Origin of the sequence: Pseudomonas sp. MIACH (assembly GCF_001269925.1) — a bacterium.
In the GTDB taxonomy this organism is placed as follows: domain Bacteria; phylum Pseudomonadota; class Gammaproteobacteria; order Pseudomonadales; family Pseudomonadaceae; genus Aquipseudomonas.
In genome coordinates this window covers 89,729-116,532 of sequence record NZ_LHVO01000010.1, presented here as the reverse complement: position 1 = coordinate 116,532, position 26,804 = coordinate 89,729, and the positions used below count along the sequence as shown (strand labels likewise).

22 protein-coding genes are annotated in these 26,804 nt (G+C 60.8%); 5 read left to right on the top strand and 17 right to left on the bottom strand.

All coding sequences use genetic code 11. The features are described 5' to 3' along the window. Positions 1-75 precede the first annotated feature (75 nt). Genes AD670_RS03435 through AD670_RS03425 form a run of 3 tightly spaced genes read left to right on the top strand, consistent with a single transcriptional unit; the run spans position 76 to position 3,350 of the window. Entirely contained in the window at positions 76-1,614 is a 1,539-nt protein-coding gene (locus AD670_RS03435) for an NAD(P)/FAD-dependent oxidoreductase (protein ID WP_053128348.1), read from the top strand. Beyond that, positions 1,611-2,501, top strand: coding sequence for an SDR family oxidoreductase (locus AD670_RS03430; protein WP_053128346.1), 891 nt, complete (start codon positions 1,611-1,613; stop codon positions 2,499-2,501). Before AD670_RS03435 ends, AD670_RS03430 begins: the two co-directional genes overlap by 4 nt. Positions 2,502-2,516: 15 nt before the next feature. Next, a complete protein-coding gene (locus AD670_RS03425; RefSeq protein WP_053128344.1) occupies positions 2,517-3,350 on the top strand; it encodes a metal-dependent hydrolase in 834 nt (277 codons plus the stop codon). On the opposite strand, the gene AD670_RS03420 is transcribed toward AD670_RS03425, so the two are convergent. Next, the gene (locus AD670_RS03420) at positions 3,347-5,422 is read right to left on the bottom strand and encodes an EAL domain-containing protein (RefSeq protein ID WP_053128342.1); all 2,076 of its coding nucleotides are present in this window, start codon (positions 5,420-5,422) and stop codon (positions 3,347-3,349) included. The genes AD670_RS03425 and AD670_RS03420 overlap by 4 nt on opposite strands. Before the next feature lie 290 nt (positions 5,423-5,712). Between AD670_RS03420 and AD670_RS03415 the strand changes: the two genes are divergently transcribed. After that, positions 5,713-6,042, top strand: coding sequence for a DUF6388 family protein (locus AD670_RS03415; RefSeq protein ID WP_053128340.1), 330 nt, complete (start codon positions 5,713-5,715; stop codon positions 6,040-6,042). Between the two features lie 7 nt (positions 6,043-6,049). On the opposite strand, the gene AD670_RS03410 is transcribed toward AD670_RS03415, so the two are convergent. Genes AD670_RS03410 through tssA form a run of 16 tightly spaced genes read right to left on the bottom strand, consistent with a single transcriptional unit; the run spans position 6,050 to position 25,797 of the window. Further along, positions 6,050-6,892: a serine/threonine-protein kinase gene (locus AD670_RS03410; RefSeq protein WP_053128338.1), complete on the bottom strand. Its 843-nt coding sequence runs from the start codon at positions 6,890-6,892 to the stop codon at positions 6,050-6,052. After that, entirely contained in the window at positions 6,889-7,614 is a 726-nt protein-coding gene (locus AD670_RS03405) for a PP2C family serine/threonine-protein phosphatase (protein WP_053128336.1), read from the bottom strand. The genes AD670_RS03410 and AD670_RS03405 overlap by 4 nt, the downstream gene beginning before the upstream one ends. Beyond that, positions 7,611-10,985 carry a type VI secretion system membrane subunit TssM gene (gene tssM / locus AD670_RS03400; protein WP_053128334.1) on the bottom strand — a complete coding sequence of 1,125 codons (3,375 nt, stop codon included), beginning with the start codon at positions 10,983-10,985 and terminating at the stop codon, positions 7,611-7,613. The genes AD670_RS03405 and tssM overlap by 4 nt, the downstream gene beginning before the upstream one ends. Before the next feature lie 15 nt (positions 10,986-11,000). After that, complete coding sequence (gene icmH, locus AD670_RS03395; protein ID WP_053128332.1) at positions 11,001-11,864, bottom strand: type IVB secretion system protein IcmH/DotU; 864 nt, start codon at positions 11,862-11,864, stop codon at positions 11,001-11,003. Between the two features lie 5 nt (positions 11,865-11,869). Beyond that, positions 11,870-13,192 carry a type VI secretion system baseplate subunit TssK gene (gene tssK / locus AD670_RS03390; RefSeq protein ID WP_053128331.1) on the bottom strand — a complete coding sequence of 441 codons (1,323 nt, stop codon included), beginning with the start codon at positions 13,190-13,192 and terminating at the stop codon, positions 11,870-11,872. Beyond that, positions 13,179-13,679, bottom strand: a complete 501-nt coding sequence (gene tssJ, locus AD670_RS03385; RefSeq protein ID WP_053128329.1) for a type VI secretion system lipoprotein TssJ — start codon at positions 13,677-13,679, stop codon at positions 13,179-13,181. The genes tssK and tssJ overlap by 14 nt, the downstream gene beginning before the upstream one ends. Positions 13,680-13,684: 5 nt before the next feature. Next, the gene (tagH, locus tag AD670_RS03380) at positions 13,685-14,869 is read right to left on the bottom strand and encodes a type VI secretion system-associated FHA domain protein TagH (protein ID WP_053128327.1); all 1,185 of its coding nucleotides are present in this window, start codon (positions 14,867-14,869) and stop codon (positions 13,685-13,687) included. Positions 14,870-14,885: 16 nt separating this feature from the next. Then, positions 14,886-15,017, bottom strand: coding sequence for a type VI secretion protein (locus AD670_RS31840; RefSeq protein WP_082340896.1), 132 nt, complete (start codon positions 15,015-15,017; stop codon positions 14,886-14,888). Positions 15,018-15,072: 55 nt separating this feature from the next. Beyond that, positions 15,073-16,608, bottom strand: a complete 1,536-nt coding sequence (locus tag AD670_RS03375; protein ID WP_053128325.1) for a sigma-54-dependent Fis family transcriptional regulator — start codon at positions 16,606-16,608, stop codon at positions 15,073-15,075. Then, positions 16,605-19,043 carry an AAA family ATPase gene (locus AD670_RS03370; RefSeq protein ID WP_053128323.1) on the bottom strand — a complete coding sequence of 813 codons (2,439 nt, stop codon included), beginning with the start codon at positions 19,041-19,043 and terminating at the stop codon, positions 16,605-16,607. The genes AD670_RS03375 and AD670_RS03370 overlap by 4 nt, the downstream gene beginning before the upstream one ends. Before the next feature lie 12 nt (positions 19,044-19,055). After that, positions 19,056-20,063, bottom strand: a complete 1,008-nt coding sequence (gene tssG, locus AD670_RS03365) for a type VI secretion system baseplate subunit TssG (protein ID WP_053128322.1) — start codon at positions 20,061-20,063, stop codon at positions 19,056-19,058. Beyond that, the gene (tssF, locus tag AD670_RS03360; protein ID WP_053128320.1) at positions 20,027-21,811 is read right to left on the bottom strand and encodes a type VI secretion system baseplate subunit TssF; all 1,785 of its coding nucleotides are present in this window, start codon (positions 21,809-21,811) and stop codon (positions 20,027-20,029) included. Before tssF ends, tssG begins: the two co-directional genes overlap by 37 nt. Beyond that, positions 21,801-22,202 (bottom strand): type VI secretion system baseplate subunit TssE, encoded by a 402-nt coding sequence (gene tssE / locus AD670_RS03355; RefSeq protein WP_053128318.1) that lies wholly within the window; start codon positions 22,200-22,202, stop codon positions 21,801-21,803. Before tssE ends, tssF begins: the two co-directional genes overlap by 11 nt. A gap of 14 nt (positions 22,203-22,216) precedes the next feature. Next, positions 22,217-23,692, bottom strand: coding sequence for a type VI secretion system contractile sheath large subunit (gene tssC / locus AD670_RS03350; protein ID WP_053128316.1), 1,476 nt, complete (start codon positions 23,690-23,692; stop codon positions 22,217-22,219). A 27-nt stretch (positions 23,693-23,719) separates the two neighbouring features. Then, positions 23,720-24,217 carry a type VI secretion system contractile sheath small subunit gene (tssB, locus tag AD670_RS03345; protein WP_053128314.1) on the bottom strand — a complete coding sequence of 166 codons (498 nt, stop codon included), beginning with the start codon at positions 24,215-24,217 and terminating at the stop codon, positions 23,720-23,722. 32 nt (positions 24,218-24,249) lie between these two features. Further along, complete coding sequence (gene tssA, locus AD670_RS03340) at positions 24,250-25,797, bottom strand: type VI secretion system protein TssA (RefSeq protein WP_053128312.1); 1,548 nt, start codon at positions 25,795-25,797, stop codon at positions 24,250-24,252. A gap of 481 nt (positions 25,798-26,278) precedes the next feature. On the opposite strand from tssA, the gene AD670_RS03335 reads away from it, so the two are divergent. Beyond that, positions 26,279-26,794 (top strand): Hcp family type VI secretion system effector, encoded by a 516-nt coding sequence (locus tag AD670_RS03335; RefSeq protein WP_053128310.1) that lies wholly within the window; start codon positions 26,279-26,281, stop codon positions 26,792-26,794. The last annotated feature ends 10 nt before the right edge of the window (positions 26,795-26,804 follow it).

Genomic DNA, 26,804 nt, shown 5'->3' with positions numbered 1-26,804 from the left:
TTTCTTTGCAATGGTGTTCCATCTAAAAGACACAACAAAAACAGGAGCAGATCCGATGCCCAAGAGAACCTGCCTATGAATGCCCACAGCGAATCCATCGACATCGCCATCATCGGCTCGGGCTTTGCCGGCCTGTGCATGGCCATCAAGCTCAAGGAAGCGGGGTTCACCGACTTCTTTATCGCCGAGCAGGCCGACACCCTCGGCGGCACCTGGCGGGACAACCACTACCCCGGTTGCGCCTGCGATGTGCAGTCCCATGTGTATTCGTTTTCCTTTGCCCCCAACCCGGACTGGACACGGCAGTTCGCCCCGCAAGCGGAAATCCGCGCCTATCTGGAGCAATGCGCGGCGCGCTTCGGCTTGGCGCCCTATTTGCGTTTCGGCATGGGCCTTACCCGCGCGGTGTTCGATGAACCGCTGCAACGCTGGCAGTTGAGCTTCAGCGATGGCCGCCACGTCAGTGCGCGGGTGCTGGTGTCGGGGATGGGCGCGCTGGCACGCCCGGCGCTGCCGGATATCCCGGGGCTGGAAAGCTTCAAGGGCAAGCGCTTTCACTCCCAGCAGTGGGATCACGCGTACGCCTTGAAGGGCAAGCGCGTGGCGGTGATCGGCACTGGCGCCAGTGCCATCCAGTTCGTGCCGCAGATTGCACCCCAGGTGGCGCACCTGGACCTGTTCCAGCGCACCCCGCCGTGGATCATGCCCAAGCCCGACCGCGCGATTTCGCCGCTCGAACGCTGGCTTTTCAAACACGTGCCCTTCACCCAGCGCCTGGTGCGTGGCGCGTTCTACTGGGCACTGGAAGGCCGTGTGGTGGGCTTTGCGCTGCACCCACGATTGATGAAAATGGTGCAGAAAATCGCCCGGCGCCACCTGCACAAACATGTCACGCGCCCTTCCCTGCGCAAGGCCCTGACGCCGGACTACACCATCGGCTGCAAGCGTGTGCTGATCTCCAATGACTACTACCCGGCGCTGTCGCGCAGCAATGTCGAGGTGGTGACCGACAACATCCTGCGCATCGAAGCCGACGGCGTGATCACCGCCGACGGGATCAAGCACCCGGCCGATTGCCTGATCTTCGGCACCGGTTTCCAGGCCACCGACCCGCTGCCCCGCGACTGCATCATCGGTCGCGACGGCGTTGACCTGATGGACACCTGGCGCGACGGCGCCCACGCCTACAAGGGCACCACGGTGCCAGGCTATCCCAACCTGTTTTTGATCATCGGGCCCAACACCGGGCTGGGGCACAACTCGATGATCCTGATGATCGAGGCGCAGGTCACCTACATCCTCGACGCGCTCAAGCAAATGCAGCGACATCGCATCGCCACCGTGGACGTCAAGCCCGCAGTGGAGAGCGCCTACAACCAGCACCTGCAAGACCAGCTCAAACGCACCATCTGGAACACCGGCGGGTGCCAGAGCTGGTACCTCGACCCGCGCACCGGCAAGAACACCACCCTGTGGCCCGGCTCGACCTGGCGTTTCAAGCAGGTGACCCGGCAATTTGCGCTCAAGGACTACGTGGCCGGCCTGGGGCCGGTCAATGCCCCTACCCGGCCGATGCCGCCGCCCCATTCCACCGCAGAAGGTAGCCTGTCATGAAGTCATTCAACGGCCGCGTGGCGGCGATTACCGGCGCGGCGTCCGGCATGGGCCGCGCCTTGGCCCTGGCCCTCGCGCGTGAAGGTTGCCACCTGGCGCTGGCAGACAAAAACAGCCAAGGGTTGGAGCAGACCCTGGGGTTGATCAAGACCTCGACCCTGTCGCCGGTGATGGTCACCACCCAGGTGCTGGATGTGGCCGACCGCCAGGCCATGGAGGCTTGGGCCGCACGCTGCGTGGCCGACCACGGTCAGGTCAACCTGGTGTTCAACAATGCCGGCGTGGCCCTGTCGAGTACGGTCGAAGGCGTGGACTACGCCGACCTGGAATGGATCGTCGGCATCAACTTCTGGGGCGTGGTCCACGGCACCAAGGCGTTCCTGCCGCACCTCAAGGCCAGCGGTGACGGCCATGTGATCAACACGTCCAGTGTGTTCGGCCTGTTTGCCCAGCCTGGCATGAGCGGCTACAACGCCACCAAATTCGCCGTGCGCGGTTTTACCGAATCCCTGCGCCAGGAACTGGACATGCAACGCTGCGGCGTCTCGGCCACCTGCGTACACCCGGGCGGCATTCGTACCGATATCTGTCGCAGCAGCCGTATCGACGCGAACATGACCGGCTTCCTGATCCACAGCGAACAGCAGGCCCGCGCCGACTTCGAAAAACTCTTCATCACCGATGCCGACCAGGCCGCCAAGGTGATCCTGCAAGGCGTACGCAAAAACAAGCGCCGCGTGCTGATCGGCCGTGACGCCTATTTCCTCGACCTGCTCGCCCGCTGCCTGCCGGCGGCCTATCAAGCGCTGGTGGTATTGGCCAGCAAACGCATGGCGCCCAAGCCGCGCCCCCCGGTATTTGAAACCCACGACGAGCCCCGACTCTGAACAGGAGCACGCAGCATGTTGCCGATTCGCCGCGATATCCATTTCGACCTGCCCGCCGAACGCATCAAGAACTGGCACGAACAAGGTCCGTTCATTACGCATTTTTTCAATGCCCTGTCGCTGCTGTTCCCCCAGGGCGAGCTGTTTTTCATGGACAGCGTGCGCCACTACCGCCAGCGCATCGAGGACCCGGAACTGAAGAAACAGATCCAGGGCTTTATCGGCCAGGAGGCCATGCACAGCCGTGAGCACGTGGCCTATAACGACCTGATGCAAGCCGCCGGACTTCCAGCGCACACCCTGGACCGTCGGCTTAAATTCATTCTCGACCTGCAGAAAAAACACTTTCCGCCGGCCTTCAACCTGGCGATCACCATCGCCCTTGAGCACTACACGGCGATGCTGGCCGAAATCCTGCTCAGTGACCCGTCACGCTTCGGCGATTCGCTCAAGGGTTACCAGCAGATGTGGTACTGGCATGCCCTGGAGGAAACCGAACACAAAGCCGTGGCCTTTGATGTATGGAACACGGTGATCAAGCCTGGGCCTAAACGCTACCTGCTGCGCACGGGCGCCATGCTCACCACCACGGTGTTTTTTTGGCTGGTGGTGCTGGATTTTCATGTGCGTCTGTTGATAGCCGACCGCAAGGCGGGTGGGCACCTCAAAGGCTTCTGGCGCATGTTGAAATTTCTTTATGGTCCCAAGGGCGTTTTCCCACGGATGCTGGTGCCGTGGCTGCACTACTTCAAGCCCGGTTTTCACCCCTGGGACCACGACAACCGTGCACGCCTGGCGGGTATTGATCGCCTGGTCGAGGACATCGAACAGACCCAGCGCGGCTACTAGACCTGCGCCATGGCCGCACGCTGGCGCACAAAGCCTTCCATCTGATCGCCCGGCAGCGCCTTGCTGAAATACCAGCCCTGGATAATCAGTTCGGTGCCGGTGTTCAGGAAGGCCAACTGCTCGGCGGTCTCCACGCCTTCCACCACCACACCCAGGTTCAGCGCTTCACAGAAACGCAACATGCCGGTGAGGACCTGGGCGCCCTTGGGATCGTGCTGGGCCACCACGAAACTGCGGTCGATCTTGATGAAGTCCACCGGGAACTGGTGCAGGTAACTCAAGGCCGAAAACCCGGTGCCAAAATCGTCGATATAGACCTTGGCGCCGATGGCCTGCAGTTTCTGGATGGTCTGGCGCGTGGCCGGGATATCGCTGACCAGTGCGTCTTCGGTGATCTCCACCGACACCTGCCCGTGGGCCTGGGCGAGGATCTCCACCAGGCGCTCGCCGTAGGCGGCGTCGGTCAGGGTTGCGCTGGAAATATTGATGGTCATCGGCAGGGCAAAGCCGAGCTTCTGCCATGCCTGGTACTGGCGGATCGCCTGGGACGCCACCCACATATCCACGTCCGGCATCAACCGCGCCTGGGCCAGCCACTGCAGGAACTCCCACGGTGAATGCACCGCGCCCTGCTCATCGCGGGCGCGCATCAGCGCTTCGCAACCCGTGCACAACCCGGTGCGGGTCGAGACCTGCGGCTGGAACTCAAGATAGAACTCGTAATCGCTGAGCTGTTGGATGTGGTTCAGTTCATTGGCCTGGCGCGCCAGGATCCGATGGGACGCCAGCACCGGGTCCAGCTCGCGCAGTCGGCCTTTTTCTTCCAGGCCGCGAAAGGTCATGTCCAGGGACTTGAGGTACACCGTGCCACCCTCGGTCGCCTGGCGATGAATCGCACGCACATAGGGTGCGTACACCAGCGTGCCCAGGACCAGGAGCGTCACTTGCAGTGCAACGGCCGCCAAGTCGCCGTGGGTACTCAGGTAGGCATTGAGCAGCACCGGTGCGGTAAACGGTACGCTGGCCACCGCCGGGGAAACCCACCCCAGTTGCACAACCGTAAGCGCCACCATTGCGTTCATCGCGGGCACCACCAGAAATGGAATGAACAAGCGCGGATTAAGGATGATCGGCAGGCCGAACAGCAGGACTTCACTGACGTTGAACAATGAGAGCGGCAAGCTCGCCACGGCCACCAGGCGCATGGACTGGCTCTTGGAAAACAGCAGGATTGCCAGCAACAGGCACAACGCTCCGCCCGAGCCGCCGATAAACGCAAAGCTGCCCAGCAAGCCGCTGTTCAACATGTATTTGATCGGCTCACCCGCTGCCAGCGCCGTGCTGTTGAGCACCACGGCCTGGTCCAGCACATCAAACAGCGGCTGCATGGCGTATACGCCGTGGATCCCGAAAAACCACAACAGCGAATTCATCAGGGTGACAAACAACCCGCTGCCGTAGGGCGACTCCAGCGCATCGAGCACCTGGGGGCCCTGCATCTGTGCCACGTAGGGCATTTGCAACAGCAAGGACAGCACCGCCACCAGCGCCAGGGCGGTGATGACCCCAGGCACCACCATATTGATCGTGCCTCGCAGATTGTGCCCCACCAGATCTTCATTGATCAGCCGCGTCCAGCGAAAACGGTGCAGCCAGGCCACCGCCGGTACATTCAGCAGCGGCGAAGCAATCGCAATGAACAGCACAAACGTCGCTGACGCCCGGGGGTACTCCCGCAGGATAAACGTCGCGACCACCACATGGGCCAGGCACAGGAACGCTACCGGCAGTTGCGGCAAGCGGTGCTGGATCGCCAGCATGTACCCAATGGATGCGGCCACCAGCAACGGGATCACCGAGCTGATCTGGTTGTGCAGCCCCGCCAGGAAGGTCACCACCTGCGGGGCCAAACCCATCACCCGGGCGCATTCGGACAGAATCAGAAAGCCCGCCGACACCAGCAGGCACGGCAGGATCCATAGCAGTCCTTCGCGGATCGCGCGCAATGAATCGGCACTGGCCAACGCTGCCAGACGCTGGGTAAAGAAAAGTTTGAACAGCGTTTGCGCCATGACCCATCCCTCTGCCCATCGCCCGCGGCCCTTGAAAGGCAGGGTCGGAAACATCGCGGCTAACGCTACACGTCCTGGCACCGGGTGCGAAAGTCTTTTGCCATGGGTATCGTTGAATTTTCAGCAAGGGGTGACAGGCACAGCCCTGTTTTCCCCAAAATAGTTGAATTTTCTGACCTGGACCGATCCTGGAATCTGCTTCAATACCTGTTATCTGTGTGCCGTGTGCCCACAGCGCTCGCCTCGGGCCAGAAACCGAGGCCTGATCCCACATGATTTGGAGTACACCCTTGTCACCTCCCGGCGATAACCACCAGCTCGCGCTGGATCGATTCTTGAACGAACACCCTGATGTGGCTGCAGAACTGAACACCCTGAACCCGCTGGCCGCGCAGGCCAAGGGCGAAACCCTGGAGCAGTACCGCGCCGAGCGGCTGCATGAAGCCTTCGAGGCCGAAGCCGAGCGCCAGGGTTTGTTTGCCTGGGAGTTGACCCTCAAGCTGACCGCACAATCCCCCGCAGACTTCGAGACGCAGCGCCTGGAAGTGCACAAGGAAGTCGCCCAGATGGCCGGGCTGAGTTGGATCGAATACTGCCAACTGCATGATTTGAGCGACTGACGCGCCCCTAAAGAAACCAGCGACGCCTGCGCCCATTCATTGCTTCACACAATTCCTCGACGCACATGGTGCGGTACTCAGGGTCCATGGCCAGCGCAGAATGCAGCGCCGACCAGCACTGCCGAGGCAGTTGCCGGGGCCTGGGCAGTGGCTTATCCGGCTCGCGCTCGCCGGGCCGTCGCCCCTGGGCCAGCGCATAAATCACGCAGGCGGCGGCATACACCTCGGCCCTGGCGGAGATGTCCTCCCCCGCCAGCAGTTCCGGCGCCGCATAGGCTGGGGTCCAAGCGTTCAAACGGCTGCGACTCAAGCTGGGCAACCCCGCAGCCTGCTGTGCCTGGGCATGGCCCAAGCCAAAATCGAACAGCCGCACGCCCTGCTCGCCCACCATGATATTGGCCGGCTTCACATCGCCATGCAGAACGCCCTGCTTGTGGGCATAAGCCAGTGCATCCAACAGTTGCAAGGCGATGGGTTGCAGCTCCTGCCACGGCAATCCGTCCGGGTACTGCGGCAGCAGACAGTCCAGGGTCATGCCCTGCAGCAACTCCATAGTGAAGAACGCAATCTGGTGCGGCGTATCGACCTCGAAAGCAAACGTTCTGACCACGTGATCGTGCCGCAGGCTTCGGGTCATGGCGAACTCGCTATACAGCAATACATGGCCGTCGGGGCATTCAGCGAGGGTATCGCCCAACAGCTTCAGCGCCACCCACGCATTGGGCTCACCGAACGCCTCGTGCAACAGATCACGGGCCCGGTAGACCACACCCATGCCGCCGGTGCCCAATATCCGCTCAAGGTGATAGCGCCCCGCAAGCAGTTTCGGCGGGGCGATGACGGCACTCATGGCTGCACCACCACGGCCGTCAGATCATCCCGGGCCGGCCCCCGCAATACCTCGGTAAACAAGCGGTCCACGACCTGTCGGGACGTGCCCACACTCAGGGCACTGCCCAACTCGCCATGACTGAGGCCCTGATACAAACCATCGCTGCACAACAAAAACACATCCCCTGGCTGGGTAGTGAACTCCAGCACCGCCAGGCTCAGCGGCTGCCGGCCGCCTATGGCGCGGGTCAAGGCCCTGGCATCCGGGTGGGCCAGGGCCTGTTCCAGGCTCAACTGCTGCTTGTCCATCAGTTGCTGCCACAGAGAATGGTCCCGCGACAGCTGGTACAAGCGTCGTCCCCGCCAAAGATAGCAACGGCTGTCCCCGACCCAAATACAGGCAGCGCGATTGCCCTCCAGCAGCAACGCAACCACGGTGCTGCCCATGATGCCGTCAGCAGCCTGCTCAGTCGTTGCTTGCCCCATTTGCCGGTCGAGCCCGCGCAAGCAGCGCCTCACTGCCTCGACCCGCTCGTCAAAGCTGCCCTGACAGGGCAACGACGCCAGGCTGCTGATGACCCAATGGCTGGCCACATCCCCAGCCTGGTGCCCCCCCATGCCGTCGGCCACCGCCCAGCAACCACGCTGGGGGCAATCGAGGAATGCGTCCTCATTGCGCGCACGCGCCTTGCCTCGCGCCGTTCGCCCGGCGCTACGCCCATCAGCAGGTACCTGGCTCACAGTTGCTCCGGCAAGCGGAAGGTGCGCCAGTTCGCCATCTGAAACGGGCTGGGATCGCGTTGACTGGTAAGCAGGAAGCTGGCGCGCATGCCCGAAAGCTCGGCCATGAGCACTTGTGCATCCCGATCACTCGCATGCTCACTGTGCATCAGCTCGATAAACCGGAACAACGACCAGGGGCCGGTGTTTTTCTCAATTCCCAATGGCCGCTCCTCGCCCCGCTCCAACACCAGGCTGCTACGGCCATTGGAGGCTTCGTTGGGCCATTGGAACGCCATGGGCACGATCGGGCCATGACGGTATTCCAGGTGTTGATCGGCAACGCTCAGGATCGCGCGGCTGACCCCCTGATCCAGGCTATAGGGTGCCAGCGTGAAGCGAACCGCCCACTCGCTCTGGTCTTCAGCGAAAAAACCCTGGCGAATCATCTGGGCTTTCGTCAGTTGCTCCAACAGCGAGCGCGACAGCGCCAGGCTACGGCCATCCAGGCCCCGTGGACGGTAGCGACTGCCCTCGACGCTGACAAAGGGCCGCAGGTAGCTTTCATAAAAGCGCACCATCGCGCCTTGGGGCTTGAAAAACGCCTGGAAGTCGCCAAGGGCGACATCACTGTTGGCCCGCGCGTTGAACGGATACCGACGCTGGATCGCCTTGGCGTAAAAGCCATAGACCTCGCTTTGGTAGCGCCGATTGACATACACATAGGCGTCATTGAGCAGCAGCCGCCAACTCTCATCGGCTATGTTTTCAAACCAGCCTTTGAGCGGTAACGGCAAGCGTGCGGACACATCACGCAAATGGCCCAGTAACGGCTGCTGCCCCTCCATACGTTGCTTGACCATCATGAATACCGCCTGCTCTGGCGTGCTCTCACGGTTAAGGGCCGCCAGTTGCAGATGCCATTCATCGAGCAGCCGCAAAGCCTGCGTCAGTTCAACGCCTGGGTTCTGATCCGCGTCCAGCAATTGGTGCAAGTGCTCGAACCGACGCTGCAGTGCACGGCGGGCAGAATCAGGCGCGGCCTGATCATGCAGCTCGCTGAGCAACACAATGGAGGCCGTAGCGCCCAACTCGTCGGCCTGCTGGCTCACCGCTTCAAGGCGATCATTGGCCGACAGCAAGCGCGTGTTTTCCCGAACCTGCCGCAACAGTTTCAGCAACGGTGACTGCGCTGAGGCCAGGCTGGAAAGCCTGTCTGCATGCTGGCTCAGGCTGTCACTTTCCTGGAGGCGAACCTGGCCAATGGCGTGACTCCAGGTATCGGCGTACTCGTTGAAGTAGCGCTGCTCCAGCTCCTGCATCAACTGGCGCAGGTCCATGGGGCTGAGGTCAACGCTCTCCCCCAGCACCCAGTTATCCTGCGCAATGGCATTGACCAGCCGAGGGCCCTGCTTTTCGAAGTACTGCACATACCTTTTGGTATAGAAGCCGGGGATCGGCTGCTCGGCAACGGCTAATCCCCGCCCCTCGGCCAGCCGATAGGGCTCCAGGATCCGTGCCTGGTTACGCAGCGCCCTATAGACAACCCCCGCCAATGATTCCCCGCGCAGTTCCTTGCGGGCCTCGGCAACCAGCTCAGCGTTCATGGGCGTCACGAAGGGAAGCTCAAGCAAACGTGCGAGATGTTCGTTCAATCGTTTTTGCACGGACGCATCACCGGCATAACGGACAGACCAATGACTGGCCACGCGTTGCGCCAGCCAACCGTTATCGCGACGCTCGCGCAGGCTGAGCATCAGGTAAGCCCGCAGGATATCCAGTAGCCCCTCGCGGTCGCCCAGGCTGGTCCGTACCTGGTCTTCAAGCATCGTGGACACCAGGGGCAACAACTGCTGGTGCAGCAACGTTTCATAGGCACCGACCAGCACCGGCTGGCTCATCGTCCCCTGGTACAAGCCGCCACGCTCGCCCGGTCGAACGTCCGCCAACGCTGGAAACACCTGGGTAGCCGCCAAGCGAACGTCCAGCAGCGGCAGGAGCGCCAGGGTGGCGTCCAAACCGGATGAAGCGGGCAGCTGCGGTTTGCTCAATTGCGCCAGCTGCACCAGGCGCTGGTGATTGACCGAATAACTGTATGCCCATAGCGCCCCCGCCACGCTAATGACCAGGCACGCGGCCAACACCACTAACCCCTGATGTCGACGAATACGTTGTCGCTCCGGTGTCTGCAGCCCCGCAAGATTGGCCTCGGCAAAAATTACCCGGGTGAACAAGCCTTGGACGAAGTGGGAGCGCCGGTCGGCAGTCTGCGCACAGGTCAGGTAAAACCCGCGTAGTCCGTTAATACGCTGAAAACGGTGGGCGGAGAACGCAGACTCCACAAACCCGCACAAACGTTCACCGATTTGCGCGGCCTGCCGAGGGAAATCAAGCATCTGGCCACGGCGCTCGGCATTTCGCTCCTGATGCAAACGCGGGATCAGCTCCGCTGCGAGGCGCTGCAGCATCGCCTCGAACGCCTCGCGGACCTGGTTGATGGCGGTACCGGTCGTGCCCATGACCAAAGGTTCTCCGAGCAACGCTTCGGCACTGTCGCCCTGCGCCGTGTCAAAGAACTCGACAAAGCCTGGCAACCGGTCGGCCTGGGTCAATACAAGATAGATCGGCACATCCACATGCAGCGTCTGCTGGATGTCCTGCAGCCGGGTGTGCACGTGGCGGGCGTGCAGATCCAGATCGCGCTCATTGCTGCCCAGCAGGGTCTCAACCGCCAGCGTCACCACCACACCATTGAGTGGACGGGCCCTGCGCCGCCATTTGAGCAGCCCCAGGAACGTCGACCACCCCGCGCTATCCACTGCATGGTCAGGCTGGGCCAGGTAACGCCCGGCGCTCTCGACGAGTACGGCCTCGTCAGCGAGATACCAATCAAAATACTGGGTTGCGCCTGAGGCCATGGCCGCGTCGCGGTCGAGCGGGAAGTGCGATCCGCAGGCCGCCAGCAGGCAGGTCTTGCCACTGCCCTGCTGGCCGATCAACAGATACCACGGCAAGTCGCTGCGCCAACGCTCGCTGTGTCCACCATAGCGACGGGAGGTTTTCAGCGTGTGCAACGCCTCTTTGAAACGACCTCGTACCTGCTTCTGCTCGTCGTCAATCAACCCCTTGCGCTGATGGCGCTCCTGGTGCTCAGGTTGATTCAATCGGGCGGTACGGCGCGCGCCCACCATGACCATCGCCAACCCCCACAGCAGCAATAGCCCGCTGATGGTCAATAGACGGGCCGGTGCGCCGTGCCAGAACCGGTGGTCATCCACCGCCAGCAATGGCCCGAAAAACCACACCAGCAGCGCGCTGGACAACACGACAATCAGGCTCCAGACCCAACTCTTGCGCAGAACCGTGCCTACGTCCTTGAAGAATGCATTCATTCATCGCTCCCAGCGTTACAAAGGCGACCGTGTCTGATCCGGCGCCAAAGGTTGAAAGGCATGCAGCACCGCCATGCGTTCATTGCCCAATGCCCAGGCAAAGCCCAGGTACATAGCCAGCAAACAGGCGAGAGTGAAGACGCCCACCCCGGTCGCGGAAATAATCCGCAGCCGGGCGCCGGGCGGCAGGTCTGAGGCTGCGGGCACAGACAGCTGCAGGCGATCACCGCGCACATGCCTGATCTGCCGATACAAGCCATCCCGTACCGCTTCCAACTGCGGCCCTCCCCGTTCCATGACGCGGTATTTGCCTTCAAACCCGAGCGACAGGCACAGGTACATCAGCTCCAGCATTGCCACGTGCTTGACGGGGTCGCGGGACAAGCGCTCGAGCAGTTGGAAGCACTTTTCGCCACCGAAGGTTTCGTTGTGAAAGCGGCTCAGCAGGCTGGACTTCGACCAGTCACTGCGGTCGCCCCATGCCGTAGTGACCACGGCTTCGTCAATCACGCTGCACAACACATAGCGCGCCGACATGACCTGACTTTCCTCCGCGCCCTGGTGCAAGGCATGCGTTTCAAACGTCATGATCCCCGACGACAACCGATTGTTGAGGCTCTGCAGGTCTTCGCGGCCGGAACTGCTCTTGAGCTGAACGACCTGCGACAAGAGTTCCCAGGCGGCGGCTACCAGGCTGTTGGGGCCGATATTGAAACTCAGTGCTCCTTGCAGGCCGGCGGTGTAGATAATTCGGTCTTCCAACTGCTCAAAGCGCGGCGGCGATGGAAAGTCCGTCACCGATGCCTGTGCGGGAGCGCGACCATCGCGGTCGAGCAGGACGGTTTTTTCGTCCTGCGGGTATTCGCTGTCGATCGTCATGGCATTCAGTTCCTGATGGCCCAGAAATTGAGTTCGAGTTCGGCAAACTCGCCGCTGGCGTGGAAGGCAAAACCACCGGATTGCTCCAGCTGCGTGATGTCACGGGCACTGAGTTCGAGCATGAAATAGGTTTTGCCGGCATGGAACGGGATCTGTCGGGGCGCTACCGGCAATGGCTTGATCCTGATGCCGGCCAGGTGCAGATTGACCAGCTCGCGGATGCGCTCTACAGAGCCAATTTTCAGGTGTGCAGGAAGACGGTGGCGCAACTCTTCCGAATCGCACTGGGCGGTTGCCGCCAAAATGAATGTCGCGCTACCCAGCAGTTTGAGATCACTCACCGGGCACACGAGCACCCCGTACTGTCGCGGTTCCAAGGCCAGCTCAATGGCATGTTGTTCCAGTACCAACGACAGCACCGTGCGAATGCCTTCCATCAACCCGCGAAAACTCGCCCCCTGCTCTCCATGCTGGTAACGCGTCTCCAACTGCGGGCGTTTGTTGTCGATGGCGAACGTGGACAACTCGCCGAAAACCGACAACAACTCGCGATACAAGGCCTCTGGCCGCACCTGGCTCTGGCCCAGGAAGTGCCGCAACACCAACTCGCTACGATTGATCAATTGCAGCATGAGAAAATCGCCGACCTGAGCCCCCTCCGACCCGCCGCGGATCCGCGCAGCAATCGCATCGCCTCGGGTGGCCAGCAGGCTGATCACTTCCTTGATACATGACGCCACGTAACCTGAGCGCTGCAGATAGATGAACGTCGGTACAAAATCCGCGTCCAGCCGCACGCCCGCCTCGCGCGTCGAATCCAGCACCTGGGCGACCTGAAGTGTCACATGCAGCGGGTCGGTGGCGTGCTCCCCTGACAGCAATCGCAAGTCCGGGCGTGCACAGTTGATCTGGCAACGGGTATCAAAGCCTGCATTGGAATCCGTGATCTCTGCTGCGCAGCTGACGTAGCGCGCCAGCACATCAGTGTGCTGTTGCTGGCGCACTTCAACCTGATTGCCGATGGCCAACGGCAACGCCAGGTACACCGCTTGCCCACCGGTGTTGGGAGGGACCTGCAACACTAGCGGTTCCATCGCGTTGCTCAGTTCGAACAGGCTGCCATCGGGAAATACACCGCTGGCCTGGTTGACGACTACCTTCCCCAAATTGAGGTACTGCACATCGACGTCAAGGGTCAGGAACCCCCAACCATCAACGCCCAGCAAACGGGTGCGGTTGAGCTGTTGGCGATAGTAGCGATCGTTGTGCTGCAAGTGTTGGGGGCGCAGCAGCATACCCTCCTGCCAGATGACTTTATGAACCTGCATTTCTATCCTCCAACCTTAGGACTTGAGGGTCGACGACGCGGACACCGGACTCGTCGAGTAGCAGGTCAACACGCGTCCGTCGCTGCTGGAACACGGACAGCACGAGCCGCCACTGCACATGGGGCAAGTCCCGATAGGCCGCCAGCACCCCGACATAACGACTCTGTGGTTCGAGACTGAGCTTGAGCGCCAACAGCTCACCGGGGCGCAGTTCCAACTCTTCGCTGGCGACCCAATCCTTGGGCAGCGCCTGCTCGGCGCGGCCATAGAGGGTGAAGAAGTCAGCATTTTCGAACGCCACCGGGTGGCGCAGCTCAATCAGGCGCACCACGACAGGAGATGGGCGCCCATGGAGGTCGGGGTTGACGGCTTCGCTGGCCCTCAAGGTCAGGTCCAGCTTGGTCAGGGTTGAAAACGGGGACACGTTGGCACAACCGGCCAGCAGGCCCATTACGAACAACATGGGTATTAGGGTGGCTCGATACATGACCGTCATCCCGGATGAGCCGCGTGCAGTGTGGCGACCAGGCGCACCTGCTCGGCGTAGGCTTTGGAAAATTTGTTGCGCAACAACTGCTCGCCCAAGGGTTGCTCGTCGAGCAGTCGTCGGTAATAGCGTTGATAAGCCCGCCAATGGGATCCGTCGGTAGAGAACCTGACCCGCATGTCCTGGCGCTCGAAGCACAGCAGCAGGTGGCTCGGTGCAAATGCCGCCACCGCGCCGCGCATGGCGGCACGGCAGGCCACGACCAAGGCCAGTTGGTGGACTTGCATTTCCCGCAGTGCCTGGGCGACCGCCGCCTCGGCGGACAACTGGCCCAATTCGCCGGGCCCCAGCAGTGAGGCCAAGGCCGTCTGGGTATCGGCGCAATCCTTCAAGGGGTTGTGGCTCTTGAGCGCAGGCAGGGTCCAACCCAGATTCAACTCGCCGTTCAGCTCATCGCGTGTACGCAGGCTCTGCTGCAGCCCTTCGATGGTTTGCCTGAACAAACCCGCCACTTTGATCGCCTGGGCCTCGCAGGCTTGCGTATCGAGGACATCCATGGGCATGCCCATCGCCTCGGCGAACTGCGGCCAGAATGGGTTACAAGCGTCTGCTGCAACCGGGGTGGGCTGAGTACAGGCCTCATCCGTTACTGGCTCGGCCCATCTCGGCACGATCAAGTGATCCCGCTCTACGGTGCCGTGAGAAAGTGCATAGGCCGCCCTCTCCGTTGCCGGTTCCAGTACCTCAGGGTCCTCGAACGAGGTGTCATACCCCTGCGCAAAATTCGGTGAGTGCAACGGCGCCATGACTAAGAAGGCGTCATCCGGAATCGTATCGTTACGGGAAAAAACCTGCTGGTCATTGGGTGTCACGTGCGCCACCAGTCGTGCACAGATATCCACCGACCCCAATTGATAGACATCTCCCTCGCAGATCAGGCGTGCCTGTCCCTTGGACAAACGTTCCGTGCTGCCCGACACGCCAATGCCGTTGGTGCTGATATCGGTTAAAAAATATTGACTGTCCCGATAACTGACCAGTGCATGGTGACTGGAGAGCAAGCGACTGGCGTCGGGGATAATCCAATCACAGCCCGTCCCGCGGCCGATCACGCCGCCGACGCGGTCAAATGTCTTACCGCATGCAGGCTCACTGCTCCCGGTATTGCACACCTCAAACACTAATTGCATGGCAAGGCTCCCCTGTTCAATCGCCACGGCGGCTCGCCTGGGGGTCACCCAGCGGACGGTAGTCAGCATCATCAAAAACGTAGTTGGCGTTGCATCCACTCAACAAACACAGGACAAGCCCCAAGGCTTTCCACGTACGAAGAGGCATCAGGTATCTCCAATGAAAGTAAGGCCGACGGTGAAGAGCGGGGTCTGTACGTGCGTCATTCAATGCCACCTCGGACGTCGCCATCAGGGATGTTCAAGCGTTTAAGGCGATAAAGCAGCGTGCGGCGTGCGAGCCCCAACTCACGTGCAGTCCGGGTCCGATTGCCACGGTTCTTGTGCAGGCAGTCGATCAGGAATACCCGCTCAACCTGCTCCAGGCGCTGGCGCAACGTCGGGTCGACAGTGGCAGCGCCCGCCCCTGGCGACAGGGACAGATGCTCCGGCAGCAGAACGGCGTCGTCACAGAGCAGCACCGCGCGCTCCACCAGGCATTTGAGTTCACGAACATTGCCGGGAAAAGCGTGGCATGAGAGTTGATCCAAGGCCGCAGCCGACCACTCCACCGGCGCGCGGCCCAGGGCAACACAAGCCGATTGCGCGAACTGTCGCGCCAACAACGACACATCGCCGTCGCGTTCACGCAACGCCGGCAATTCGATCGGGAACTGTGCCAGTCGGTAGTACAGGTCCTCGCGAAAACTCCCCTCGGCCACCATTGCAGCGAGGTCACGATGGGTCGCCGCGATAATCCGCACATCGACCTTATGTGCCGCGCTGGCACCCAGCGGGCGAACCTCGCCTTCCTGCAATACCCGCAGCAGCTTGGCCTGGAGCGCCAGCGGCATATCGCCGATTTCGTCCAAGAGCAATGTGCCGCCATCTGCGGCGTCAAATAGCCCTACATGGTGACGCTCAGCGCCTGTGAAGGCGCCTTTGCGATAGCCGAATAGCTCACTTTCCAGCAGTCCTTCGGGAAAGGCCGCGCAGTTCTGCACCACAAAGGCTTTGCGATTGCGCCGCCCGGCAGTATGGATAGCCCGCGCGACCACCTCTTTGCCCGTTCCGGTCTCGCCGCGCAGGAGCACCGTGTAGGGCGCATTCAGCACCTTGCCGATCAGGCGGTAGGTTTCGTCCATGGCCGTGCTGTTGCCGATCAGCCCATACGTCATACGCGCTACGGGTACGCAAGACGCGGCCTGGGTGCTGTTGCGCGCAGGATGCAGGCGTCGCAACAGCGCCAGTTGACTCAAGGCGAAGCTTCCCAGTTGCCTTAATGACGCGCCGTAGTCCTGCAGCGGTTTCGCCTGCTGGCTGGTGCACAGCAACAGACCCGCAACCGCCTGGTGTCGACCGAACAGCGGCACGCCGACCAATGCGCGCCAAGGTGTCGCTGTCGCCGGTAAAAAACCGCCCTCATACGCACTGTCCGCCAGGTTCTCCAGGCTCAGGACACCGCCATGGTTGAGGACGTCATGCAGCAGTGGCTGATGCTGGAAGTCGGAGCTGCAAGCGAGGTCGCCAAGGGGCAAGGCGCCAGGTAAATGCTGGGCGATCAGCTCAAGTCGGCCCGTCACCTCGTCGCGTCGATACAACTGGCTGAGTTCGCATTGACTCAGTTGCGCGGCCGCTGCAACACACAGGTCTGGCAACGTTGTCTCGTCACCATCGAGCCCCATGCGGTTGAGCCATGCAAGCAGGATATCGGCGTAGGACAGGGGCTGGGGTAAATGAGCAAGCACGCTGTCCCTCATTGGCTGAGCTCGCAGATCGGCACGCCGTCACCATCCAGGCTGGCATGGGCCAGCGACAGCGCCTCACCCATCGCCATCGCCCGCAAAAGTCGATCGACTATTTGCGGCAACAGGTGGATTTCGATCCATTGGTCGAGGTATCGCGCACCGCTGTCGTCATGGGCACACCGCTCGGCCATATGCGTGACCAGCTCGGTCGTATAACTCAATGCCAGCTTGCGCGCCTGCAGCCTTCGCCCAAGGCCGTCCAGCTTGAGCCTTGCCAGGTCATACAACACAGCGCCTGCGAGCGGGTAATAGGGCACGACCCGCATCCGGGCGAGCAGTGCCGGCTTGAAATAGTCGCGCAGCACGGGCCGGATGGCGTCGTGCAAGACCTCAGTGTCAGGCCGTCGGCCGCCGGCACATAAGTCGACGATGCAGTCACTGCCCAGGTTGGACGTCATCAGGACCAGCGTATTGCGAAAATCGATTTCCCGGCCTTCGCCATCATTGACCAGCCCCTTGTCGAAGATCTGATAGAACAGGTTCAACACCTCCGGGTCGGCCTTTTCGACTTCGTCGAGCAGCACCACCGAGTAGGGCCGCTGCCGCACGGCTTCCGTCAGCACGCCGCCCTCGCCATACCCGACATAACCAGGGGGTGCGCCAATCAGCCGAGACACGGCGTGTTTTTCCTGAAACTCCGACATATTGAGGGTGGTGACAAACCGCTCACCGCCATACAGCAAATCACCCAAGGCCAAGGCCGTTTCGGTCTTGCCCACGCCACTGGGGCCCACCAACAGGAACACACCGACCGGTGCGGCGGCCTGGTTCAGCCCGGCGGCCACTGCGCGCAGGTTGCGGTCAAGCGCCTGGATCGCGGGTTCCTGGCCGAGGATGCGTGAGCGCAGCGCATCGGCAACGCCCCGCACCGATTCACTGTGCTCAAGGGCCAGCTGTTCAACAGGAATGCCCGTCCAGGCGCTGATGACCTGAGCCACCAGGCGCGGGCACACGCGCACCTGCTCCGCCAGTGCGCGCTGTTCCAGCCAGCACTGCTCCAAATGTTGACGCTCACCCTCGACCGCCGCCAATCGCCGGCTCAACGCTTGTACAGCCGGCTCATCCGTTGGCAACCCAGCGTCCCTGTCTCGACTCAGCGCCTCGCGCTGCCGCACGCCTTCAGCCTGTTCGGTACATAAGCGTTCCAGCGCCTCGGGCATCGTTACCTGGCTGATGCGCGCACGGGCGCAGGCGGTGTCCAGCACATCCACGGCCTTGTCGGGTAGCTGACGCCCCGCCAGGTAGCGAGCGCTCAACTGCGCCGCTGCGACGACGGCATCGTCACGGATGTATACGCCATGGCTGGCTTCATAGGCCGGAACCAGCCCGCGCAGGATCGAAATCGCCTGTTCGACGCTGGGCTCGCTAACCAGCACAGGTTGGAAACGCCGCGCCAAGGCCGGGTCTTTTTCAAAGTACTTCTTGTATTCGCGCCATGTTGTAGCAGCGACGGTCCGCAACTCGCCGCGGGCCAGGGCCGGTTTGAGCAGGTTGGCTGCATCGCCGGCACCCGCTTGGGCGCCCGCACCCACCAGGGTGTGCGCCTCATCGATAAACAGAATCACCGGTTTCGGCGAGGCGTTCACCTCGTCGATCACGCCGTTGAGACGCCGCTCGAATTCACTCTTGATGCTGGCACCGGCTTGCAGCAAGCCCATGTCCAGGATCAGCACCCGCACGTCCTTGAGGGGGTCGGGCACCTGTGAGCTGGCAATGCGCAGGGCGAGGCCTTCGACCACCGCGGTCTTGCCTACCCCGGCCTCACCGACAAGGATCGGATTGTTCTTGCGCCGACGCATGAGGATGTCGATCAACTGGCGAATCTCGCCATCGCGACACAGCACTGGATCGATACGCCCTTCATGGGCCCGGCGTGTCAGATCATGGGTAAAACGTGCCAGCACTGACTCGCCGCTTGCTGCCGGGACAACGTCAGGTTCCTGGCTCAGCACATAGCCGTGGACACGCTGTGCATCCAAACGGCTCAACAACGCGTGATAGCCACTGCCTGCATGCTGTTGCAGGTGACGCAGCAGGGCCAGTAACAGGGCTGCGTGGTCGACGACGCTTTGGCGCAATTCCAGATGAGCAACCATCAACGCCTGTTGCAACCAATGCACAAGCGCCTGGGCAAATACCGGATTACGTGAAGCACTTGCCTGCCCCTTGGGTTGCAGCGTTGCCTGCAGCGTCTGCACCTCAATCCCCGCGTCGGCCAAGGCACGCATCAAAACGCCTTGGGGACGTTCCAGTTGGGCCAGCAGCAGGTCTTCCACCAGGACCTCCAGGCCGCCACGGGTCACACAGCGTTCGGCCGCGCGCTCCAGGTCTTGGCGGACGGGGGGCGTCAATGTCTGGATCAGTTGTTGCAGGTCTACATTCATCATAATCCTGAGTCCCTAGTGAGCATTGCTGGCCACGATGAGCACACCGTCGGCGCACTCATGCGCCAGCCAACTGGTCCAACCCAGCCTGCAGACGTTGTGTTCGCCCACGTACAACGGCCTGATCGCCTCCTTGGCCAGCACCAGGCGCAGGTCGTATTCCAGTGGGTCTCGCACGGTCATTCGTACCAACGAACACAGCAACGGATACTCCGACCCCGTCGGTAAAAAACCATGAAAGCGCTGCCAATCCAGCGCCTGGATATGCACCCTGAACTTACCGCTGCGGTCGGCGACCCGGCTTCCCAGTACCTGGTCGAGGCCCAGCACGCTGTTGGCACAGCCCAACTGGTTCAACTGCGGGGGAGCCACAACAACCGTGCGTTCCACCCATTGCTCTATAAACACGCGGTCGTGCCTGAAGTAGTAACGCAGCACCGTCTCGATCACTGCCGCCGAATGCACCCGCAGCCCAAGCAACCCCAGGTAGGGCAGCAGTCGCTTGCAGTCCAGTTGCGCTGCCGTGCGAATCGGCAGGCCCTTCAATCCAATCAATGCAAACATCTGGTCGGAAAACGCATCACGCGCCTGCGCCTGGAAACACGCCTGGTAGCGGTATTTGCGCCAGATCGGCAACATCAGCCGCTGCAGACGATGGTGAAACAGGTCCAGCAAGTCTCGGGTCGCGTGGCCGCCCGCCCCGTCGGCACACGCCTGCTCGCCGTAAAACGCCGGCAAGGGCGAACCTGCGCCACACAGGCCCAGAACGTTGAGGCGCAGGCGCGCGCGCAATTGATCGTGTTCAACAAAGAACTCCACTCGGTCGATATCGTGACCGGGAAACCCCAGGCCTGGGTTGGCCTGAAACTCCAATCGGTCATAGAGCGCGTTGTCATCCAGCAACGGATGGGCATCGCGCAGGCGCTTGATCACCTGCAAAATCGCCTGGAACAGCGAGTATTCGCGGATGCCGCTACACAGTTTTTTCAAAGCAGGGGCTGCTGCCCCATCCGAGGTGGCCATAGGTACACATCTCCTTGTGTGCTGATGACACGTAGTTCGTGGTAGGCATTAAGGCTGGCGTACAGCGCAAAGAACTCGTTGAGCACCGAGGCGAACACAAACGCTTCGCCCTGCCCCAGGAAACCTTGGGAATCAATCGCCAGGTCGATCCGCAACCCTCGAAACGGCATCCCTAGGTGCAAGCGATCGACGGCCGTATGGCGGATGGATCGCAAGGCGCCGAGCTTTCTCTGGCTGATCTTTTTCGCTTGCAGATCGTGGTAGCGCGGCACGTCATAGGTTTCGAGGACCATCCTCAAGGCACCGATATCGCTCAGTGACACGTAGTTGAGCGACATATTGCTGATAAGGCGCCAGAGAAAATCCTGTTCCAGGGGCGGTGCAAAACTCGCCGTCGGCGCGCAGATATTGCGAAACGACAACCCTTCCGGCGTCTGCTCACAGGCCTGAATGATCTCCCCTGCCTGCAGTTGCCCTGGCAGGTTGTGATTGGTACATGTCAGCTCGATCGACAGCGTTTCCTGGGTATGCCCCTGGCCGTCTGCGAATCTCAGCCAGGTATCGAGCCCGGCATGATGGGCCGACGCGCGTTGGCGAATGCAGTAGCTGGCAGGGGCTGCCGAGGGGGCGGCATCACCCTCATGTTCGAAGGATTCAAACGGCACGTACGCCTGATACCCCAACCCACCAGGACGCCAGCCCGTGACCTTGTCTACGGAAAATACACAGGCGTTTGCACGCGCGTATTCCCCGGGAATCAGCAGGTACTCGTCCTGCTTGCCGTCCAGCCGAATCGGCACTGCATCCTGTTTGAACAGATTGACAATGGGCGTGCAGTACAGCTTCACGTTGTCCAGCGTGGGGCATTCGGTTGCCTGGCCCCTGCGTAGCTTGAAGCACACCTTGAGGCTGCAGATTTGCTTGAGCACGTCCTGGGGCAAGCAGTGCAGGACATCCAGGCCCCCCACATCCACGAACAGGTACTTTTCGGGAAAGGCGAAGTACTCCTGCAGATGGCGGTACCCGCCAAACGTGTTCTGCGGATAGGGCATCAGTGCATGCTCCTCGGCAAACCCTACCGGTGTTACCTGATCGCCGCCCAGACGCAACACCAGGGCCTGGCCATCCGCCCCACTGACAGCACGCCCATCGCCGCCCAAGGGCAGCAGCTCGATGCCCTCGACCTCGCGCAGCAGGCTCAGGTACAACGCCTGACTGATGTAGCGGTCTCCGGACAGATGCAGGCGCAATTGATCGAACGTACATTCGCTGAAATTGCCTTCGGCACTCATGTCCAGGCGCAGGCTCAACAACGCCTGCTCTCCCTGGACGTAGTACTCCAGCGCAGCCAGTTGCAGCGGCTGGATACGTGTGGCGTAACAGGTTCGAAAGCGGCAACGCTCGCCCTTGACCGCAACGCTTTCCACCGGCGTATCCCGAGCGACCATCACGCCGGGCCCGATCTGCCTCAACGGATCAAACTGCAAGATGCTGAACGCGGGTATCGGCCGCATGTAGTTGGGCCACAGTAAATGCATCAACGAATGCGTCAGCTCGGGCAACTCGTCATCCAGTTTCTGGCGCAAGCGTCCGGTGAGAAAGGCAAAGCCTTCCAGCAAACGCTCCACATCCGGATCCTGACCGGCCTCCCCCAGAAAGGGCGCCAGCGCCGGATTGCGCTCGGAGAAACGCCGTCCGAGCTGACGCAACGCACTGAGTTCGCTCTGGTAATACGGGTTAAAGGACATCCGGCATGACCTCAACCTGTGCTGCACTGTGCAGGCGCGCGGTGAACACCACAGGCCGCGTCACACCGTCGACACAGAGCGTGGCATCGATGGCAAACGCCAGGGCCAAAGGATCGTGACCACAGCGCAGCGCCCTCACACGCACGTGCTTCAGGCGTGGCTCATAGGCGCGGATAAACCGCTCGATCAACACGCGCGACTGGCTCAATGACTCATGCAGGCTCTGGTTCATGTCATTGAGGTCCGGCATCCCGTAGTCGGCCAGTGTCTGCACACTGCCCACGCGAATGCTGAGCATCTTTCCCAGATGGGCTGCAACGGACGTCGCAGCACAGGCCGGATGTGCGGCCGGAAGTGCAAGTCGCTCAAACAGGCTTTGGTTACGGGTCATCCGTTGGCCCCTGTTCATGCTTTATCAAGCTTGCCAACCAGGGACAGCGTGAAGTCAGCCCCCATGTATTTGAAGTGCGGGCGCACGCTCAGGTTGACGCGGTACCAGCCAGGCTCACCCTCCACATCACTGACAACGATCCGTGCCGCACGCAAAGGCCGCCGCCCCCGCACTTCGGCACTGGGGTTTTCCTGGTCTGCCACGTACTGGCGAATCCACTTGTTAAGCTCCAGCTCCAGGTCGGTACGCTCCTTCCAGGACCCCAATTGCTCGCGTTGCAGAACCTTGAGGTAATGGGCCAGGCGATTGACCACCATCATGTAGGGCAACTGAGTGCCCAGGCGGTAATTCAGCTCAGCTTCCTTGCCCTCGGCACTGATGCCGAAATGCTTGGGCTTTTGCACCGAGCTGGCGGAGAAAAACGCGGCATTGTCACTGCCCTTGCGCATCGTCAAGGCAATGAATCCCTCTTGCGCCAGCTCGTACTCGCGACGGTCGGACACCAGTACTTCAGTGGGAATCTTGGTTTCGATTTCGCCCATGCTGTGGAAATGATGCAAGGGCAAGTCTTCCACGGCGCCACCGCTTTGCGGACCGATGATGTTCGGGCACCAACGAAACCGCGCAAAACTGTCGGTCAATCGTGTGGCAAGGGCGTAGGCGGTATTGCCCCATAGGTAGTGCTCGTGACTGTTCACCACGGTTTCCCGATAGGCAAAGGTCTTGACTGGACACTCCAGGGGATCGTAAGGCGTGCGCAACAGGAATCGCGGCACGGTCAGCCCGACATAACGGGCATCTTCGCTCTGGCGAAAGCTTTGCCATTTGGCGAACTGCGGACCTTCGAAGTGGTCCCTGAGGTCCTTCAAGTCAGGCAGATCGGTGAAGCTTTCCAAACCGAAAAATGTCGGCCCTGCGCCAGCGATAAAGGGGGCGTGGGCCATGCAGGCAACCTTGGAAGCGTATTGCATCAGCTTCACATCGGGGGCACTGGGAGAGAGAAAATAATCAGCGATGATCGCGCCTACAGGTTGACCACCGAACTGACCGTATTCGGTACTGTAGACATGCTTGTACAGCCCTGACTGGGTCACCTCGGGCGAGTCTTCGAAGTCATCCAGCAGGTCCTGGCACGAGACATTCAGCAGTTCGATCTTGATGTTCTCTCGAAAGTCGGTGCGCTGGACCAGTAACTGCAGGCCCTTCCATGAGGATTCCAGGGCCTGGAAACTCGGGTGGTGCAGAATCTCATCCATTTGCCGACTGAGTTTCTCGTCAATCTCGGCAATCATCCGGTCAACCAGGCGTTTCTTGACCGGTTCACCGTTGTTCTGCGGCTTGATCAGCTCTTCGATAAATGCCGAGACGCCACGCTTGGCGATGCCGTAGGCCTCGTCGTCCACACTCAGCAGCGTCTGGGCGATGATGTTGTCGAGGATGCTGTACTCGTCAGGCGTGTGTACAGGCATCGGGGTATGTTGAGTCGTCATGGCGTCAGTGTCCTTTTACTGAAAATGTCAGGCGGTTTGGCCGCTCAGGCCCAGCTCCGCCAAGACCCGGGCACGGGATTCGTCATCGGCCAGGGCCTGCTCGATGGCTTTGCGAAAGCTAGGGGTGTTGCCCAGCGGCCCCTTGAGCGCCATCAGCGCCTCACGCAGGGCCATCAGCTTGTGCAACTCGGGGATCTGCTCCACCAGGTTCGCGGGGTTGAAATCCCTCATCGAATTGATGCGTACCTGGATGACCAGCTCTTCGACATCCGCGCAGTCCTGGAGGCGATTGGGTACATTCAGCATCAGGCTCAGCGCCTGTTTGGCCAGCACCTCATCGAACGTGTGCGGGTTGATGGCGATGGGCTTGCGATCTTCAAGCTTGCGCACGTCCTCACGCTGGGTGAAGTCGCCCAGCACCAGAAGTTTCAACGGCAGCTCGACTTCCTCCTGTGCTCCGCCGATGGCGGGTTTGAAGGTGATATTGATGCGTTCCTTGGGTGCTACCGAACCTTCTTTGGCCACGGTAAATCTCCTTTTTCAAGTGGCTCGTAAGCCTATTCAAGTACCGCTTCGAGATCGAAGAGGCACAGCCTGCGGTGGGTGTCTTCCTTGCGTTCGCGTACGGCATGGTTTTGTGGCATCAGGTCACAGCAGCGATGCAAGAGTTGTGTCACTTGAAACGCCAGCTCGGGCTCCCAGCGTTCCAGGCCCGAGCGTTGCAGTTCGAGATCCAGATGTTCCAGCTGGATCTTCGCCAGTTCATGCTTGCCGGCGTGCACACATAAGCGCGCCTGGGCCAGGCGCCAATAAAAGCGGGAACGATCGCCGCGAGCGGCGTGCAGGCCTTGCTTGAGCTCGTGCACTGCGGCTTTGAGCCCCTCCTTGCGCAGCCGTGGCAGCAGCGCCTGCAAGGCGATCTCCCAGGGCGCGGTGTCGACCGCAACGCTGGGCGGCTGCGGGGCTTGCAGGTGATGGGAAACGTGCAGTGCGATCCAGTCACGAGTGCCGCTGCCGGCAAAAGGATCGCCCCCTTGGAAGCGAAACATCGGCAAGTCCGGCAAGCGTTGCAGCAACAGGGCGAAACTCACTTCCAGCTCGGTCATAGCCAGGTCTGCTTGCTGGGCTTCCAGGCATTGCCAGAGCATGTGCAGCCCGTCGAACCAGAACATCGCACCTGAGAGGCAGGCCTCCAGTTCAAGCAACAGGTCGGCGTAGTGGCCTTGGTCAAAACGTTCCTGATAGCGCTTGAGTTTGTCGGGTGCAGGCCCGCACAACGCGGTGACGCGCTCACCGTTGGCATCCGGATAGCGGACGATGGCCAACCAAGCCAGCGTTCGCCCCAGGCGCAAGGCCCGCAGGTCGGTAGCGTGCTGGCGTAACCACCAGGCACACAACGGACGGGCCTGCTCCTGCAAGGCACACAGCAATTTATTCGCGTCTTTTTCGTTGTTTAACGTCAGTTCGGTGTTTACCACTGGAGTGGCAGCCGATTGCACGTGTGCAGTGACGCCGTCCAGCGCTGCGACTGGACGCTGGTCTTGTACAGCCCTCTCCAACCATTGGTCCAATTGCCTGCGAATCGGCAGCAACAGCGGCGCTCCATCGGCCAAATGTGCAGTCCAGAGCTCATCGAGGCACCCAAGGCGCTCAAGCATGGAACGGACCAAGGGCTGCTGGTCCTGAAGCGAAAGGCGTTGAGCCGGCAGTGTCTCAAGGCGCAGGACCAACCAGCCGAACGCAGCACTGCGGGTGCGCAGCTTTTTCGGGTAAACGTCTGACCAGTGATGCTCACACAGATGGTGCAACAGCCCGAGGCCAGCCAGCAGACCGGCAAAGGACTCACGCTGGTACAGCGCCCAAGTCAACCAGACAGCCACGCGCAGATCCTTGGATTGCTCACGCAACAGGCATTCGCTGATGTCCAGAAGCTTTTGCCAGTCAGGCTGGCCAGCGCCATGAATGGACTGCACCTTTTCCAGTTCGGACTCCAGCGTTTCAAATTCACTCGAATAGCGAATATCACTGCCCGCAAAACTAGTTGCCAAACAGGGCGAGCTGGCAAGTTCAAGGTAATAAGCGCAGAGCTTGTCTGAATACACCATATTAGGACCGCACGCGACTAATCAAGGTACGAACGACAAACTAAGCGCATTTAAATTTTGCACCAGAATGCCATATAAACTTCGCTGGATACGCCGCGAAGTTCGCAAACCTTAGCCACGTCAATAATATTCAGCAAGCAATAGACTGACACTTAAGATATTTCCTACGACAGGCGTAAATCGAGGCATACGCAGGATTTTGCACACTTACAAAGTTATATTTCGCCGATTTTCGGCAGAGCACCAAATACCTAGCGCCGCATCAGCATGAGCAACTAACTGCGCACGGGTGCGCAAACAACATGCGCAAAACGGCGATCAAAACCATAACAACGGACTAAATCCCACGCCGATAGCCATATCACGCCAAGCCGTTATTGGTTCCCACACTTTCCGGCACGGTTTTTGTTATAGGCATTCCCACCCGGCCAACACAGTTGCCGGTTGGGACTACTTTTTTAATCAGGCAAGGAAACCCGTCATGCCAACACCCGCGTATCTTTCCATCACCGGTGTCAAACAAGGTTTGATTACGGCAGGCACATTTACCAAGGACTCCGTAGGCGGCAGTTATCAGAAAGACCATGAAGACCAGATCCTGGTCCAGGCCTTTGCTCACCAGGTGATCATTCCCCGCGACCCGCAGTCCGGTCAGCCGACCGGCCAGAGGCTCCACAAGCCCTTGATGATCAGCAAGGTCTTCGATAAGTCGTCGCCATTACTGTTCGAGGCATTGACCCGCGGTGAAGAGGTCACGTGCCGGCTGGAATGGTTCCGTACCCAACCGGCGGGCACCCAGGAGCATTACTTCACGATTGAACTCAACGGGGCGAGGATCGTGGACATCCAGTCGCGCATGCCCAATTGCCAGGACCCGGACAACGCGCATTTCACTCACTTGGAGGATGTGTACTTCACCTATCGCAAGATCGTATGGACCCACGAAGTATGCGGCACAATCGGGTCGGATGACTGGTGCAGCGCGGTAGGCGATTAAGTCGGATCTG